Annotated in this window: 14 protein-coding genes and 1 tRNA gene; 11 read left to right on the forward strand and 4 right to left on the reverse strand. The window is 45.5% G+C overall.

What is annotated here, in order from left to right; translation table 11 throughout:
- Positions 1-530: 530 nt before the first annotated feature.
- The 3 genes from ACR64J_RS02570 to ACR64J_RS02580 all read left to right on the forward strand — a co-directional run bounded on the left by ACR64J_RS02570 (position 531) and on the right by ACR64J_RS02580 (position 3,034).
- Positions 531-1,142 (forward strand): LemA family protein, encoded by a 612-nt coding sequence (locus ACR64J_RS02570; protein ID WP_317200839.1) that lies wholly within the window; start codon positions 531-533, stop codon positions 1,140-1,142.
- Between the two features lie 64 nt (positions 1,143-1,206).
- A complete protein-coding gene (locus tag ACR64J_RS02575) occupies positions 1,207-2,379 on the forward strand; it encodes a TPM domain-containing protein (RefSeq protein ID WP_435950329.1) in 1,173 nt (390 codons plus the stop codon).
- Positions 2,380-2,509: 130 nt separating this feature from the next.
- Complete coding sequence (locus ACR64J_RS02580) at positions 2,510-3,034, forward strand: TPM domain-containing protein (protein WP_435950330.1); 525 nt, start codon at positions 2,510-2,512, stop codon at positions 3,032-3,034.
- Positions 3,035-3,059: 25 nt separating this feature from the next.
- Here ACR64J_RS02580 and ACR64J_RS02585 read toward each other — a convergent pair whose 3' ends face one another.
- Positions 3,060-3,851 carry an SIR2 family NAD-dependent protein deacylase gene (locus tag ACR64J_RS02585; protein WP_435950331.1) on the reverse strand — a complete coding sequence of 264 codons (792 nt, stop codon included), beginning with the start codon at positions 3,849-3,851 and terminating at the stop codon, positions 3,060-3,062.
- Between the two features lie 32 nt (positions 3,852-3,883).
- On the opposite strand from ACR64J_RS02585, the gene ACR64J_RS02590 reads away from it, so the two are divergent.
- Positions 3,884-4,264, forward strand: coding sequence for a hypothetical protein (locus ACR64J_RS02590; RefSeq protein WP_435950332.1), 381 nt, complete (start codon positions 3,884-3,886; stop codon positions 4,262-4,264).
- 150 nt (positions 4,265-4,414) lie between these two features.
- On the opposite strand, the gene ACR64J_RS02595 is transcribed toward ACR64J_RS02590, so the two are convergent.
- Positions 4,415-4,491: transfer RNA gene (locus ACR64J_RS02595), tRNA-Arg, on the reverse strand.
- A 305-nt stretch (positions 4,492-4,796) separates the two neighbouring features.
- Here ACR64J_RS02595 and ACR64J_RS02600 point away from each other — a divergent pair.
- From ACR64J_RS02600 to queF, 4 genes are all read left to right on the forward strand, one after another.
- Entirely contained in the window at positions 4,797-5,465 is a 669-nt protein-coding gene (locus ACR64J_RS02600) for a c-type cytochrome (RefSeq protein ID WP_435950333.1), read from the forward strand.
- A gap of 250 nt (positions 5,466-5,715) precedes the next feature.
- Positions 5,716-6,678, forward strand: a complete 963-nt coding sequence (locus ACR64J_RS02605; protein ID WP_317200845.1) for an ABC transporter ATP-binding protein — start codon at positions 5,716-5,718, stop codon at positions 6,676-6,678.
- Positions 6,679-6,710: 32 nt separating this feature from the next.
- Positions 6,711-7,484, forward strand: a complete 774-nt coding sequence (locus ACR64J_RS02610) for an ABC transporter permease (protein ID WP_317200862.1) — start codon at positions 6,711-6,713, stop codon at positions 7,482-7,484.
- A 44-nt stretch (positions 7,485-7,528) separates the two neighbouring features.
- Positions 7,529-8,386 carry an NADPH-dependent 7-cyano-7-deazaguanine reductase QueF gene (gene queF, locus ACR64J_RS02615; RefSeq protein WP_435950334.1) on the forward strand — a complete coding sequence of 286 codons (858 nt, stop codon included), beginning with the start codon at positions 7,529-7,531 and terminating at the stop codon, positions 8,384-8,386.
- Positions 8,387-8,534: 148 nt separating this feature from the next.
- On the opposite strand, the gene ACR64J_RS02620 is transcribed toward queF, so the two are convergent.
- Positions 8,535-10,253, reverse strand: coding sequence for a proline--tRNA ligase (locus tag ACR64J_RS02620; protein WP_317200847.1), 1,719 nt, complete (start codon positions 10,251-10,253; stop codon positions 8,535-8,537).
- 398 nt (positions 10,254-10,651) lie between these two features.
- On the opposite strand from ACR64J_RS02620, the gene ACR64J_RS02625 reads away from it, so the two are divergent.
- Positions 10,652-11,395, forward strand: a complete 744-nt coding sequence (locus ACR64J_RS02625; protein WP_435950335.1) for a DUF4230 domain-containing protein — start codon at positions 10,652-10,654, stop codon at positions 11,393-11,395.
- 458 nt (positions 11,396-11,853) lie between these two features.
- Here ACR64J_RS02625 and ACR64J_RS02630 read toward each other — a convergent pair whose 3' ends face one another.
- The gene (locus tag ACR64J_RS02630) at positions 11,854-13,464 is read right to left on the reverse strand and encodes a cryptochrome/photolyase family protein (protein ID WP_435950336.1); all 1,611 of its coding nucleotides are present in this window, start codon (positions 13,462-13,464) and stop codon (positions 11,854-11,856) included.
- Positions 13,465-13,649: 185 nt separating this feature from the next.
- Between ACR64J_RS02630 and ACR64J_RS02635 the strand changes: the two genes are divergently transcribed.
- Positions 13,650-14,309 carry a phosphoribosylanthranilate isomerase gene (locus ACR64J_RS02635; RefSeq protein ID WP_435950337.1) on the forward strand — a complete coding sequence of 220 codons (660 nt, stop codon included), beginning with the start codon at positions 13,650-13,652 and terminating at the stop codon, positions 14,307-14,309.
- Positions 14,310-14,373: 64 nt separating this feature from the next.
- Positions 14,374-15,627, forward strand: a complete 1,254-nt coding sequence (gene trpB, locus ACR64J_RS02640; RefSeq protein WP_435950338.1) for a tryptophan synthase subunit beta — start codon at positions 14,374-14,376, stop codon at positions 15,625-15,627.
- The last annotated feature ends 82 nt before the right edge of the window (positions 15,628-15,709 follow it).

The following is a 15,709-nucleotide window of genomic DNA, read 5'->3' on the forward strand; positions in this document are numbered from 1 at the left end:
TAATAAAAGTAGTTATTTTGAATAGTAATTGACTAAAAATAGTATACATATCAAAAACTTGCTTACTACTAATGCCAGCTATATAACAAATTAACTACCAAATGTATGCAAACCATACAGTAACGTAACTGCAATTTGCCATATTTTTACTTTAATTACTAGAATTTTCTGTGAATCACAAAGGTTAAAAGTGATTAAATAGACAGGTGTCTATTAAGTTTTGGTAAAGTATGATTAAACGGGAGTTTTAGGGCTTGTGACTGTACTTATCAATACTCTTTTAGCTAGTCTTATCCTCTACCACGCAGCGCTAATAAGCTCTTAGATAAATAATTAGTACGAAAGCTTATCTGATGGCGCGGTTGTGTTTTGGTAACGGTGAATTGTAAAAGTCTAGTGATGACGTCATCATTACCAGCATAAGCTACTGGTGATGATAACTTATGATTTAGGCTATGAAATCTATGCCAGTTTGCTCAACAACTACTATATAAATAATGACTAACGATTAACAATCAGGAGCGACCTTTATGTCACGCAACTCTTTTATAAAACCTATGCTGCTCTCAGCCGTACTAGCAACCTCTACTATCGGTCTGTCAGGCTGTGGTTATAACAACTTACAATCGCAAGATGAGCAAGTAACCGCGTCTTGGTCTGAGGTGGTCAACCAATATCAGCGCCGTGATGATTTGGTGCCAAATCTGGTCAAAGTGGTGAAGCAATACGCTGATCAAGAGCAAGAAGTATTCACAGAAGTGGCGGCTGCGCGCTCACAAGCAGGCGGCATTACGGTAACGCCTGAGCTATTAAATGATCCTGAAGCGATGGAGCGTTATGCTGAGGCGCAGTCGCAGATGACAGGCGCGTTATCACGTTTGATGGCAGTGTCCGAGCGTTATCCTGAGCTCAAATCTGATGCTTTGTTTCAAGACTTGCAAGCGCAGTTAGAAGGCACTGAAAACCGTATTGCGGTTGCGCGTAATCGCTACATCCAAGAAGTTCAAGGCTACAACACCACAGTACGCCAGTTTCCAACCAATATCACTGCCAAAGTGTTTGGTATGGATACCAAGCCCAACTTCACGGTTGCTAACGAAGACGCAATATCTACTGCGCCCGATGTTGATTTTGGTGAGTAGTGCTTTATAGCAATATGGCAACTAGACTTATCGTTTGACTCAATCTATAGATGGTAAATACATTATGCAAAATCTAAAACCATGCTTGACTGCCATCCTCTTAGCGTGGGGCAGCCTATATGCGCCAATAAGTTTTGCAGATGATGTGGTTACTAATCAGGCAGGGGCCACAGAATCATCGGCAAACCTGCAAAACCGTAGTGTTGAGGAGCTAGTAGCCATCGCTAAGGCGGGCGAGTCTAACGAAGCCATTAATGATGCGGTACTGGGTAATGATGCGATTAGTGGCACCGTTTTAGGTAATGAAGCTTTGGGTAACGAGGCGATCGCGCCCAGTGCTAATAACGATGCTGGCGCAAATCTGCCTGCGCCGACGCCTATTCAATCAAATGCGCAAAGTGTCGATGCTGATAAGTTAATACTGAACAATCCAGTCGTTGACCAGGCTAATATCCTAAACCCACAAGAGAAGCTACGTCTAGAGGCGCAACTGCGTAATATCTATCAACAAGGATTAGCGCAAGCCGCTGTCGTCATTGTACCGACAACTAACGGTCTGCCTATATTTGACTATGCTCTGCAAGTCGCTGAAAAATGGCAGTTGGGTAATGAGGCTATCGATGACGGCTTACTGATCGTTGTCGCGGTCAATGATAGAGATATGTATATCTTGACAGGTTACGGGTTAGAGGGTGTATTACCAGATTCAGCGGTCAATCGCATTATTCGCGAGGATATAGCGCCGCTATTTAAGCAAAATGATTATGCAGGCGGACTGCTGGCAGGTATCGGTGCGCTTGAGACTCGCCTAACTGCCGATCCTGAGGTGCTGGCACGCGCTGATGCGCAAGCCGAATCTCGCAGCGCACAACAAAGCTCGGAGGAGAGTCCGTCCTCGGTATTCTTGTTTGTGATGGCTATGGTGTTTGGTAGCTTTATCACTAGTATTTTTGGACGCGTCTTTGGCTCTATCTTGACCGCTGGCGGCTTCTTTGCAGGCTCTTTGGCGCTTGGTGGTGGGTTCTTTATGACCCTTATCATGGCAGTGTTTTTGTGGATGTTCCTCATCTCGCGCGGCTCAGGCGGCGGCAAAGGCGGGCGCGGTGGCGGCGGTGGCCTGATATTTTTACCTGGACTTGGCGGCGGCGGTGGCTTCGGTGGCGGCGGTTTTGGTAGTGGTGGCTTTGGCGGTGGTGGCGGCGGCTTCGGCGGTGGCGGTGCTGGCGGCTCATGGTAGAGTGAGTGCGACTTTAAACAATAAAATACTTCTTTAAAAGTCGTTATGCTCAAAAATGACACATTTAGAGTTAGCGGCTTTAAAGATAATCGGGCATATTAGATAATTGCCTATTTGAGGAAATATTATAATGGTACAACATACCCCGCCGCAGCCAAGCCTTGCTCGTCTTTGGCGTCAAGCTGTCTTTGTTCCTATGCTCCATAGCAGATGGCTCACAGCAGATGCCAAAGCGCGCTTAACAGCTAAGGTTACCGAAGCGGAGCTTGGGCATCGCGGAGAGGTGTTCTTGGTCGTTGAAAATCATTTACCTATCCAAGAGGCTTACCGTATCAATTCTCGCGTGCGGGCTGTTGATTTGTTCAGCGAGTATAGGGTATGGGATACCGAAGAGAACACAGGCGTTTTAGTCTATGTCAATATATGCGAGCATAGCTTAGATATTGTCGCCGATCGCGGCATCAGCGCCCATGTCAGTCCAACCGTGTGGCGCGCTATGTGTGATAAGGCGCTAGCTGGTATCGCCAATCAAAAGATGGAAGCGAGCTTGATTGAGCTATTAGATGAGATCGGACAGCTATTACGTCAGTACTATCATCTCGAAGACGATCCTGAAGGCAATGAGCTGTCCGACACTGTAGTGTTTTTAAAATAAAGTTTTTAACGTTGATATAGTAAGTCTAAGAGTGCTTGATAAAATCCTTTAAAAGTATAGGCAACACCTCTCCCGCTTTTGCTGCAAGCGTAATATCGACTACCGTGTTCGGTGTTGGGTTTGGGTTGATTTCTATGAGTTTAGCGCCGTTTTGTTTGGCCAGCTTTGCTAGTCCCGCAGCGGGATAGACAAGGCTTGAGGTGCCGATACTCATAAATACCTCACAGCTTGCGGCTGCCTGTTCTGCTATTTGCCACGCCTCTACAGGTAAGGCTTCACCAAACCAAACAATATCAGGTCTGATGTAACCTGCGCAGTGCGGGCAGGTGATTAGCTCATCGTTAGCATATTGATTCTCTTTATTTATACCTTCTATCTTATAAGGTTTATCACACTGATGACAGCGATTGCGCCATAGATGCCCGTGCAAATGCGTCACCTGAGCGCCTGCTTGTTCATGCAAATCATCAACATTTTGAGTGATGATTGTAATGTGCTGATGACTTTGTTTAATGCTTTGCTGCCACTGCGCCAAGGCTAAATGCGCAGGATTAGGCGCTTTATCCTGTACCAGTTGTCGACGCCATTGATACCATGACCAAACCATTTTTGGATCACGATCAAAGGCAATAGGGCTAGCCAAATCCTCAGCGCGATAATTCTCCCACAAGCCTGTCTGCTTATCTCGAAAGGTGGGGATACCGCTTTCAGCTGAGATACCTGCGCCCGTTAAGATACAGATGCGCTTAGCTGATGTTAATAATTTAACCGCGTGCTGTTGTTGGGCTACTAACTGCGTTGATAATTCTGCTACCATAACCTAACCCTCAATAATGGATGACTGTGTTTATGATAGACGGAATATGGTGGCTTGTCATATTGCTAAGCGTAGCCATTGGGCTGTGGCTGTTTGCCAAGTCGCGCGGCGCAAAAAAGAGCGAGGGGCTTTATCAAAAATCGGCTCGCGGGCAAGCAAAAAAACAAAAGATACCTATTAATGATAGCTTGCAAAAAACCGCCTTATTATTAAAGCAGTACTTCCCAGATTATGTGGTTAAGCAAAAAGCCAATCATTTGCTCGTGAGTAAGCAAGATAAAAAAATTGCCATGATTACTATTGATAAAAAACTCGCTATGGGTCAACGCCGTTTGGGCGAGGTGCCAGTGATTAACTATCACCGCGTCCCAAGCCGCGATCAGCTAGCTGCTAACTTACAGGATGCACAGTAGTAGTTTTGCGTAAGCTTGAAGTGGTTCGATAGAGTGCTGTTAGCAGTGTTCTATAGGTACTACTAAATTGTATTAAAAACATAATAGGGTTTGAGTAGCAGGTAATGCAAAGAGAGGGTAGTACAGAGCAAGAGAGAGTAATGCAATAAATGGTGCGCTCGGCGGGAATCGAACCCACGACCCTCGGCTTCGGAGGCCGATACTCTATCCAACTGAGCTACGAGCGCTTAGTATTTACGTACGGCGACATAAATTTAAGACCGCTTAGTCTAGCAAATAAAGCGGCTAAAACCAATAAGCGATGCAGGCTATCCTCATTATTTACGAAAAAACAGTCAAGTCAACAAACAGGCATGGCAATCTACCATCCTTTTCCCTTATAATGTTAGGGACAACGAATTTGATCCATATTCACCGATTACAATTGTGTCAAAGCATGCAAAGATTATTTATTTTTGATACCAGTACGCTGGCTATCAAATAATTTTTTTGCCTATTTGCCATTTGTATATGTAATAAGAGAACGTGACGAATGAGAAAAGTAGTGATGTTATCGGCAGCTGCCATTCTAGGGATTGCTAGTATCGCGGTGAGCCAAGCTGAAGAAGTTGTAGATACAACGACGGTCTCTGAGGTAGTAGAGGCCCAAGAAGTCGTTGAAAACGCGCCGCAGGTGCTCGGTGATGACGTACAAGCTGCTGCTGATACGACGGATGCTGCGCCTGTTGATGAGACGGCAGTAGTAGCGGATGAAGACGCAGAAGCAGGCGAGGCGGTAACCGCGCAAGCGGCACCTGCTGAAGAAGAGCCTATTCCAGAAGATACCCCGCAAGTTCAAAAGCTGGTTGCGCTTTACCCCAATCTGGTTGCTCGTATTCAGCCTGTAGGGCGCGTCTGTTTTGAAGAAGGCGAGATCTGTGATGTAACCGTCAGAGCTGCTAGCGCTTCTGCTGATGGTGGTCCACGCGATGGTGCTGCAGTATACAATGCGGTATGCCAGACTTGTCACGCTTCAGGCCTACTTGGCTCGCCAATGCTAGGGGATGCGGGCGCTTGGGGTCCACGTATCGCGAAAGGTGCAGATACGCTATATACCCATGCGATTCAAGGTTTTAATGCCATGCCAGCTAAAGGTGGTGCTGATATTCCTGATGAAGAGGTTCAAAACGCGGTCGACTATATGATTGCTGAGGCCAGCTAAGATAGTTTTATTTTTCCTAAACATCATAGTGAGCACTTAGGTAGCACTAGTTATAAAGTTAATCTTAGAATTAAAAGCGTCTATTTCATTAATGAGGTAGGCGCTTTTTTGTAGTCCTTATTTGCTGATTGATATTATCAATATCGTCCTTGCTATAATGTGCGCTTGAAATACACTGCAGGCAGCCTCACTTTAAGAGCTACATTATTTATTATAATAATAAATTTTACTATTTATTAAAGAGGTTGTCATGTCAGAGGTACCAGCACTCACCGTTCGAGATTTATCTAAGACTTACGATAATGGATTTTCAGCTTTAAAAGGTATCGACTTGACCGTACCACAAGGTGGATTTTTTGCGTTGCTTGGGCCTAATGGTGCTGGTAAATCGACCATGATTGGTATTATCAGCTCGTTATTTAAGCCAACTACTGGCAGCGTGCATATTTTTGGTACAGATTTGCTAGAGAATCCATCCGTTGCCAAGCAGTATTTAGGGGTCGTGCCGCAAGAATTTAACTTCAATATGTTTGAAAAAGTTGAAGATATCTTGATTACTCAAGCAGGTTACTTTGGTATATCAGCTAAAGAAGCTAAGCCGCGAGCCAAGCGCCTATTGACCGCTCTTGGATTATGGGACAAGCGCGACAGCAAGTCACGTGAGCTATCTGGCGGTATGAAGCGCCGATTGATGATTGCACGCGCGCTGATTCATAAGCCTAAGCTTTTGATCCTCGATGAGCCAACCGCTGGCGTCGATATCGAGCTGCGCCGCTCTATGTGGGAGTTTATGCAGCAGATTAATGTCGAAGAAAACACTACGATTATTCTGACGACGCATTATTTGGAGGAAGCAGAGCAGCTGTGTAAGCGCATCGCTATCTTAGATCATGGTGAGATTCGTATTAATACCGAGATGAAGGACTTGCTTGCGCAGTTGTCTGTTGAGACTTTCGTTTTTGATTTGTCAGTACCTGTCGATCACCCTATAAAGCTTACTGATGTCACCGAAGTTGCACAGCCTGATAGCTTAACCCTTGAGGTGACGCTGACAGAAGGCGAGTCGCTAAACGGCGTCTTTACTCAACTCTCTGATCAGGGCATCACTATCGCCAGCATGCGTAATAAGTCTAACCGCTTAGAGGAGCTGTTCATGCGCCTAGTAGATCAAAATATCGATAGCAAAGACAGCATGAAGGAGTCAGGGTTGTGAATAAAAAAATAACGGTAGACCCAAATGAGACCATGTCATGGGGCAAAAAGTGGATTGCTTTTCGCACTATTTTACTTAAAGAGATACGCCGGATTTTGCGTATCTGGCCGCAAACGCTGTTGCCACCAGTTATTACTATGACACTGTACTTTATTATCTTTGGTCGTATGATTGGCGATAGAGTGGGTGAGATGGGCGGCGTGCCTTATATGCAGTTTATTGTACCTGGCCTTATCATGATGGCAGTAATTACTAACAGCTACTCAAACGTGGTTTCTAGCTTTTTTAGTGCCAAATTTACTGCCAGTATTGAGGAGCTACTCGTCTCGCCAGTCTCCAAACATGCGATATTGGCAGGTTATGTCAGTGGCGGTATCTTTCGCGGATTAGTCATTGCAATTGTGGTCTCTATCGTCGCGCTGTTCTTTACGGACTTGGGCGTTGAGCACTTATTTGTCACTATATTCACCGTGCTTGGTACTTCGATATTGTTCTCGCTTGGCGGTTTTATTAATGCGGTGTTTGCACGCTCTTTTGATGACATCTCTATTGTGCCAAGTTTCGTTCTCACGCCGTTGACCTTTTTGGGCGGGGTGTTTTATTCGATGGAAGACTTATCAGAATTTTGGCAAAATGTCTCCTTACTCAACCCAATTGTGTATATGGTAAACTCATTTCGCTATGGTATTTTAGGTTACTCTGATGTCAATGTGTTCTATTCGATGGCGGCGATTTTTGCCTTTTGTGTGGTGTTCTATGTGATCTCTTATCGCTTACTAAGTGATGGTTCACGGATTCGGTTGTAGTTTTATTGGTTTGTAGTTTTAATATTAAGCGCTAAAGGTCATTTATGAGTATCCACGGTATTTTAGGCGAGCAGACCACTGATTATCCCACTGAGTATAGTCCACAGACGCTATATCCCATCGCCCGTAGTATGGGGCGCGCGGCAATTGGCTGGCAGGATGATAAGCTTGCTGTCGGTGTTGACTGGTGGCAGGCGTTTGAGATGTCATGGCTCAATGTGCAAGGTGTCTCGCAAGTGGCGATAGCGCGCTTTAGTGTTCCTGCAAGCTCACCGTATATCATTGAGTCAAAGTCACTTAAGCTGTATTTAAACAGTATTAATTTTACTGAGTTTGCTAGCTGGCAAGCGGTGCAAACTTTGATTGCCAAAGACTTATCCGCCTGCGTACAAGCGGACGTACAAGTTGAGCTGTTCGCTCTAGACGGTGAGCCGTCAGAACTCATGATTAGCCAACCTAAGGGCATTTGTATCGATAAGGCTTTGGCTGATAGCACAGAAAAAGTTGCTTTAACCTTGCATCCTGACGCTTCGTTATTGCGAGGTGACGCGCAAAGAGCAAGCAGTGATAGTAGCGCGCCTGTTAGCTTTTATTCCAACCTACTGCGCAGTAATTGTCCAGTGACCAATCAGCCCGATTGGGGCACATTGGCGGTTGAGATAAGCAGTGATCTAGCGGTAGATGACGCGGCTATGCTACGTTATATTTTAAGCTTTAGGCAACACAACGGCTTTCATGAGCAGTGCGTGGAGCAGATATTTGCAGATTTAAGTGAAGTCTATCAGCCAAGCCAGCTTATGGTTCGAGCTTGGTACACGCGCCGCGGCGGTATCGATATCAATCCTTGCCGCGTTAGTGATATGAGTTTATTACCTAAACCGAGTCGTCTGATTCGGCAGTAAAGAGTAGGGTCTATTTAGACAAGTTGTTGATAAATTGGTGCTCTGTGATTTAAATGACCCACAAAAAAGCGCCTATCTTACACATTCAAAAATGTAAGATAGGCGCTTTTTTATTGACCGATATTGAAGCTTAATTTTAGAGCTTGACCTATTTGCTGATCACTTTAGCCAATACCTCGTCACGACTTAGCATCTGCTTTTCGCTATCGCGGCGATTGACGTACTCAAATTTATTCTCTGCCAAGTTGCGATCGGAGACGACGATACGATGCGGGATACCGATCAGCTCCAAATCCGCAAACTTAACGCCTGGGCGTTCGTTTCGATCGTCGAGTAATACATTGACGCCTTGCGCTTTAAGCTCTTCATAGAGCGCTGTCGCGGTTTGCATCACCGTATCTTCTTTGGACTTCATCGGTACGATAGCGACTTCAAATGGCGCAATTGAATCAGTCACGCTTGGGGTTTGTGGCCACATAATACCGTTTTCATCATTATTTTGCTCAATAGCGGCAGCAATAATGCGGCTGACACCAATACCATAGCAGCCCATCATTAAGGTGACAGGCTTACCATCTTCGCCAGAGACCGTGCAGCCCATGGCTTGCGAGTATTTATCACCCAGCTGGAAGATATGGCCGACTTCGATACCACGTTTGATCTTGAGCACTCCTTTACCATCGGGTGATGGATCGCCTTCCTTGACATTACGCACATCAACGATGCGGGTGATACTAGCGTCACGCGCCCAGTTCATACCGATAGTATGCTTATTAATCTCGTTAGCACCAGAGACAAAATCTGACAAAGTAGCTGCCGCGCGATCGACAAATACTGGCATATCTAAATCAACGCCGATATAGCCTTTGTGAAGGCCTGCCGCTTTTAACTCTTCATCAGAGGCCAAAGTTAGTGGTACATTCGCTTCTTCTATCTTCTCCGCTTTTACGGTATTTAATTGATGATCGCCGCGCAAGATAATAGCGATAAGTTGCGGGGTATCGTCTTCTTTATGACCATGAACGATCAAGGTTTTGACGGTAGTGGCAAGCTCAATATCTAAATGCTCTGCGACCATTTTACAAGTCGTCATATTCTCTGTTAGTACGTCTTCACGCGCCTGTGTCGGTGGCCGGCGCTCAGCAGTACTGACTGATTCGGCCAGCTCCACGTTAGCTGCGTAATCAGAAGAATCAGAGAAGGCAATATCATCCTCCCCACTATCAGCTAAGACATGAAATTCATGCGAGGCAAAACCGCCGATAGAGCCAGTGTCCGCTTGCACTGCGCGAAAGTCCAAACCCAAACGGGTAAAGATACGAGTATAAGCGTCATACATATCATGGTAGGTTTTTGCTAGTGAGGCCTGATCGATATGAAAAGAGTAAGCATCTTTCATAGTAAATTCGCGCGCACGCATCACGCCAAAGCGCGGACGTATCTCATCACGAAACTTATTTTGAATCTGAAAGAAGCTAATAGGCAGCTGCTTATAACTACGCAGTTCGCCTTGAGCTAGATTGGTGATGACCTCTTCGTGCGTTGGCCCTAAGACAAAATCACGATCGTGGCGATCTTTGAAGCGCAGTAGCTCAGGGCCATAGTCTTCAAAACGCCCAGTGATCTGCCAGAGCTCAGCAGGTTGAGTCATCGGCATAAGCACTTCTTGCGCGCCGATACTTTGCATCTCTTCGCGCACGATTTTTTCGACCTTTTGCAAGATACGCAGACCCATAGGTAACCAAATATAGAGTCCAGAGGCGATTTTGCGAATAAGACCGGCGCGAACCATTAACTGGCTTGAGGCGATGTCAGCATCGCTTGGCGTTTCTTTTAGGGTGGCAAATAAAAACTGACTGGCTTTCATAAATAAAGCGAAACCTTATCTTTTATAAAGAATAAATAAGTAGCGCGGTGCAGGGTAAAGGACTACAAGCGCAAAATAGGAGTAGAGGCCAGGATAGTATTCACCAGCACAATCAGACTATGTTAGGTAAAGTTTGAGCTAGACGCAATGACTTTTTAGCTTTTGCTCAATATAGAGATAAAAAAGGCTAATGATAGTTGAAATATGGCTTAAATTACCGTACTAAAAGGCGTCTTGAGCAAGGCTTATGTGTAGCAATTGGTAGCCATAACTTGAAGTGCGGCTCTGACGGTATCATTTATATCCCATCTCCTATTCACAAACGCAGTCTTCGCTTATGCGCTGATCATCTATGATTCAATCGTCTTTAAGCCCATGACCCCTAAAAGGATATCGCCATGCCAGCGTCTGACAATCGACTCTCGACCAAGCCTAAAACCAAGATAGCTAAAACCTCGTGGCTTTTGTTAATAATAGGTCTGCTTGCTTTACTCGCCGCTTTTTATATGGTGCAAAATCAAGTAGAAGACGAGCCTATCGAGACCATCACACGCGAAGGGGTGGTAACGCAGATCCAGCAGCTCAATCGCTTGCAAACGGTTGGCTTTAGCGTAGATACGGTCATCACCAGTCAGCGCGAGGGTAGCTGGCAGAAGCTTTGGACTGATGAGCAAAAGGGGCTATTTATCGTTCGTGGCCGCGTTGAGGCAGGCGTCGATCTGGCTAATTTGACACCTGATATGGTACGAGTGACCCAGCCTAGCGCCGAGGACATTGCAGCGTTTGAGAGTGCTACTGAAGATGACGCAAACTTAGGTAGTAATCCTGCCGTATTGATGCCAAAGATTGATATCACCTTGCCGCAGTCTGAGATATTCTCAGTATATTTAGACGATATCGAAATCTATGACTGGCAAGCTGGCGTCTTTGGTATGACGCAGGTTGATCCTAGAATTTTTGAGCAAGCGCAAAAGATGGGCAAGACAGAAGTGTTAGAGAAGGCTTGCCGCGGTGATGTTATGACCATCGCTCTTGATAACGCCCAATCTCAATTGCAGCAGCTCTTTGCTCTAACGGGCGCTACTGTGACGGTTACCACACAAGGCGCGGGCGCATGTCGTCTGCCAGCGTCTACAGCCTAAAGAACATACCGTTATTCAAAAAAATTGTCTTCGTAAGCTTATTTTATAGTCAGTTCACCACAAGAGATATATCGGTCTATAACTCATACTTTTTATTAGGTATGGCTTATATTATATTAAAAAGTAAGGCTTATTTGTTATTCATGATAAGCTTATAAATATCAACACTGTTATAATGGTATACGAGACGATACAAAGGTGACGCATATGACAAATCCTGATGACCGATCTTCTGTAAACCCAAAACGTAAGTTCAGCAAGCGCCCTAAGTGGACAGGGTCGCTTTCGATATCGAACTGGATATTAGTTATTATCAGTTTTATCTTTTTCGCTTACGCTCTGTATACTATTAAAACACGTATCATAGAATCTTCTGTTAAAAATGACATGCCTAAGAGTGACATCAGTCAACCTTTATAATTCATAGTGTTCTATCTTGAGGACATAGGTCAATTTTCTTACTCTTTTTTAAACTCTGCGATAGCCAACTGCCTCGCTTCTTTATGATCGACCATAGGAGCCGGGTAGTCAATATCGGCAAAGTCGCCGCCTTTGGTCAGTGCTTTACGAAGTTTATTCTCATCATGCAATATGCTGGCAGGAACGTCTTTGAGCTCAGGTAGCCAAGTCTTGCTAAATAGCGCTTTAGGATCATGGCTTTTGCCTTGGCTAAAGGGATTCATAATACGAAAGTAAGGAGCAGAGTCAGTACCCGTTGAAGCGCTCCATTGCCAGCCGCCGTTATTAGAGGCAAAGTCACCATCGACAAGTTGACTCATAAAGTAGCGCTCACCCCAGCGCCAATCAATTAATAAATCCTTGGTCAAAAACATTGCCGTGACCATACGCAAGCGGTTGTGCATAAAGCCATTGGCATTTAAGCTACGCATCGCGGCATCAACGAAGGGTACGCCTGTCTTGCCCATGCACCATGCCTCAAAGTCCTCTTCGTTGTATGACCAGTTAATCTTGGCGTCGGTCTCTTCTTTGTAGGCTTTGTGGCGGATCAGTTCAGGTTTGACAGTTAATACATGACGATAAAAATCGCGCCATGCCAGCTCACTAATCCAGCGATTGATGTCTTCATTGTCGCCATCATTGCCATGTAATTTGTCTTGCGCTTTTACCGCCTGTAGGTAGCACTCTCTAGGACTAATGCTGCCGATGGTGAGATAGGCTGACATGTGGCTAGTGCCTTGCAAAATAGGCTTGTCACGGCTGACGTTGTAATTATTGATATCATCGCTTGTAAATTGCTCTAATCGCGCGCGTGCTGCGGCCTCGCCAGCAGGGTAGTGCTCGCGTGCTTGCTCTAACTGCGCGCTATAGTCGATATGTTGATAAGCGGCGTTTTTATCTAATGCCGCTTGATAGTCTTGTACGATCTGAGCACTTAGCTCTTCGATGTCTTTGAGTGTGCTTGCGCTGCTATCTACTGACGTAAGATTAATGAGTGCATCAGTCGTCTCATTATTACTCTTTACCACCACCGCGTTGTGACTCTCAAGCTGACTGACTTCTAAGGTATGACGCCACTTTTTGTAAAACGGCGTAAACACTTTGTACATCGTGTCACTATCATTGGTAGTGATGCTTTGCGGCGGCAATATACACTGGTCATGATGACGTATAAACTCAATGTCTAGCTCAGCGAGCTGCTTGGCTAATGCTTCATCCCGAGCGATCTCGCGCCCTTCGTATTCATGGTTGGCCATGAGGCAACTGATTTTTTCTTTTTCACAAAACTCAAGGAGCGCTGCGATACTGTCATCGAAATGCGCGCAGGCATAGACTTGTAGCGTGATATTAAAATCTTTGCGCAAGTCATGCACCAAAATAGGCAGAGTGCGGGCGATATGATCCACTTGCGCTAGTGACATATCATGAGTGTGCCACTGCTCAGGGGTATAAAAATAAACGGCTGTTACTGACGCGTCATTATCGTCAGCCTGCTCACAAAGTGCGGCTAATGCAGTGTTATCATGTATACGCAAATCACGGCGAAACCACATCAAATAGTGCGGCGTGCGCCCCTTGTCTTTTTCAGCCTTATTGTCATTATTTGCCATTTAGCTTTCCTTATCCTAATCATAAACAAAACGATGCATAAAAGTATGCTAGGATAAGTTTTTGGATGCAATTGATTTGCCCAACAGGTAACAAATCATCATCATTTCTGATGATAATTTCTTCGACAATAAGTGTTTAGTTTTCGCCTCCTAATTAACCCTTTTTGGTGTTTAAAGGTCATCTCATGCACGTTAAGTTTTGTGGGTTTACTCGTCTTGATGATATTCATGCTGCAATAGAGTTGGGAGTGGATGCTGTGGGTCTGGTGTTTTATCCACCAAGCCCGCGCGCGGTAACGATAGAGCAAGCGCAAACCTTGACTCGCGCTATTCCCGCCTTTGTGAGCGTAGTGGCGTTAGTTGTTAATATGTCAAAGGATGAGCTTATGCAGTTAGCGGGGCAAGTATCCTTTGATATTATCCAGTTTCACGGTGACGAGTCTGCCGAGCAGTGTCAGGCGCTCGCTGCTAGCGTAAGCAAGCGCTGGATAAAAGCTTTACGCATTAATGCTGAGCAAGAGACACAAGATAGCGTAAAATCTCAGATTGACGCTTTTGCTGATGCTGGCGCAAGTAGTATTTTGCTCGATGCCTATCATCCGCAAAAATACGGCGGTACTGGTGATCATTTTGACTGGGACTTAATACCGCCCAAGAGTGCCTTGCCCATTATTTTGGCAGGTGGACTAGATGAAAAAAACGTCACCGCAACTCATAAGCTACCTATCTATGCAGTTGATGTCAGCGGTGGTATAGAGTCTGCAAAAGGCAAAAAAAATACAGCAAAAATGCGCGGATTTATAAAAGCGGTCAAGCGTGATCGATGGCAAAACGAGACGCTGTAAGCGAACTTCAAGTTATTAGCAACACTATCTATTTTAAAACCTCCCATATTAAGTAGGAAATATCATGAGTCAGCTCGCAACTAATTTAGCAGAAACGATTGCCAATCCAGAAGGCGTACAAGATTTTAACCAATACCCTGATGCTCGCGGACATTTTGGTGTACATGGCGGCCGCTTTGTCTCTGAGACGCTAATGGCGGCGCTTGAAGAGCTTGAGACGCTATATACTAGAGTCAAAGCCGATCCCGCATTTTGGGAGGAGTATCATAACGACCTAGTCAATTACGTTGGTCGTCCTACGCCGCTATACCACGCCAAGCGTCTAAGCGATGAGATCGGCGGCGCGCAAATTTATTTTAAGCGTGAAGACTTAAATCACACTGGCGCACACAAAGTAAACAACACTATCGGGCAAGCACTCCTTGCCAAGATGAGCGGTAAAAAACGTATTATCGCTGAGACAGGCGCAGGTCAGCATGGGGTCGCGACAGCGACGATCGCCGCGCGTTTGGGACTAGAATGTATCGTCTATATGGGTGCAGACGACGTTGAGCGTCAAAAGATGAACGTCTATCGTATGCGTTTATTGGGCACCACTGTTGTCCCTGTTACCTCAGGCTCACGTACGCTCAAAGACGCGATGAACGAGGCGATGCGCGATTGGGTCACCAACGTCGATACCACTTATTACATCATTGGCACGGTCGCAGGTCCGCATCCTTATCCGCTCTTGGTACGTGATTTTCAGGCGATCATCGGTAAAGAGACGCGCGTTCAGCATTTGCAACAAACGGGCAAGTTACCTGATGCTCTAGTCGCTTGCGTTGGTGGCGGTTCAAACGCTATCGGTTTGTTCTTTGACTTTCTCAACGATACTGACGTCAAAATGTACGGCGTCGAGGCCACAGGTGATGGTATTGAATCAGGTCGCCATTCTGCGCCACTTGCGGCAGGTCGTATTGGGGTATTGCACGGCAACCGCACGTATCTTATGGCAGATGACGATGGACAAATCCAAGAAACGCATTCTATCTCAGCAGGTCTCGACTACCCAGGCGTTGGCCCTGAGCACAGCTTCTTAAAAGATATGCACCGCGTAGAATATGTCGGCTGTACGGACAAAGAGGCATTAAAGGGCTTTCATGAAGTGACGCGCAAAGAAGGTATCATCCCAGCACTTGAGACCGCTCATGCTTGCTACTATGCACTAGAGCTTGCTAAAACCATGACCCCAGATCAAACCATCGTCGTCAATATGTCAGGTCGTGGTGATAAGGATTTGCATTCGGTAATGAGCGCAGAAGGGATTGAGTTTTAGTCCCATACTTCAATAACTATTAGCAAGTAACTATCAGAAAAGGGCTGTTAATAGCGGCCCTTTGATTAAAGCCGCACTGATT

The sequence above is a fragment of the Psychrobacter sp. DM8 genome (assembly GCF_051307025.1).
Classification (GTDB): domain Bacteria; phylum Pseudomonadota; class Gammaproteobacteria; order Pseudomonadales; family Moraxellaceae; genus Psychrobacter.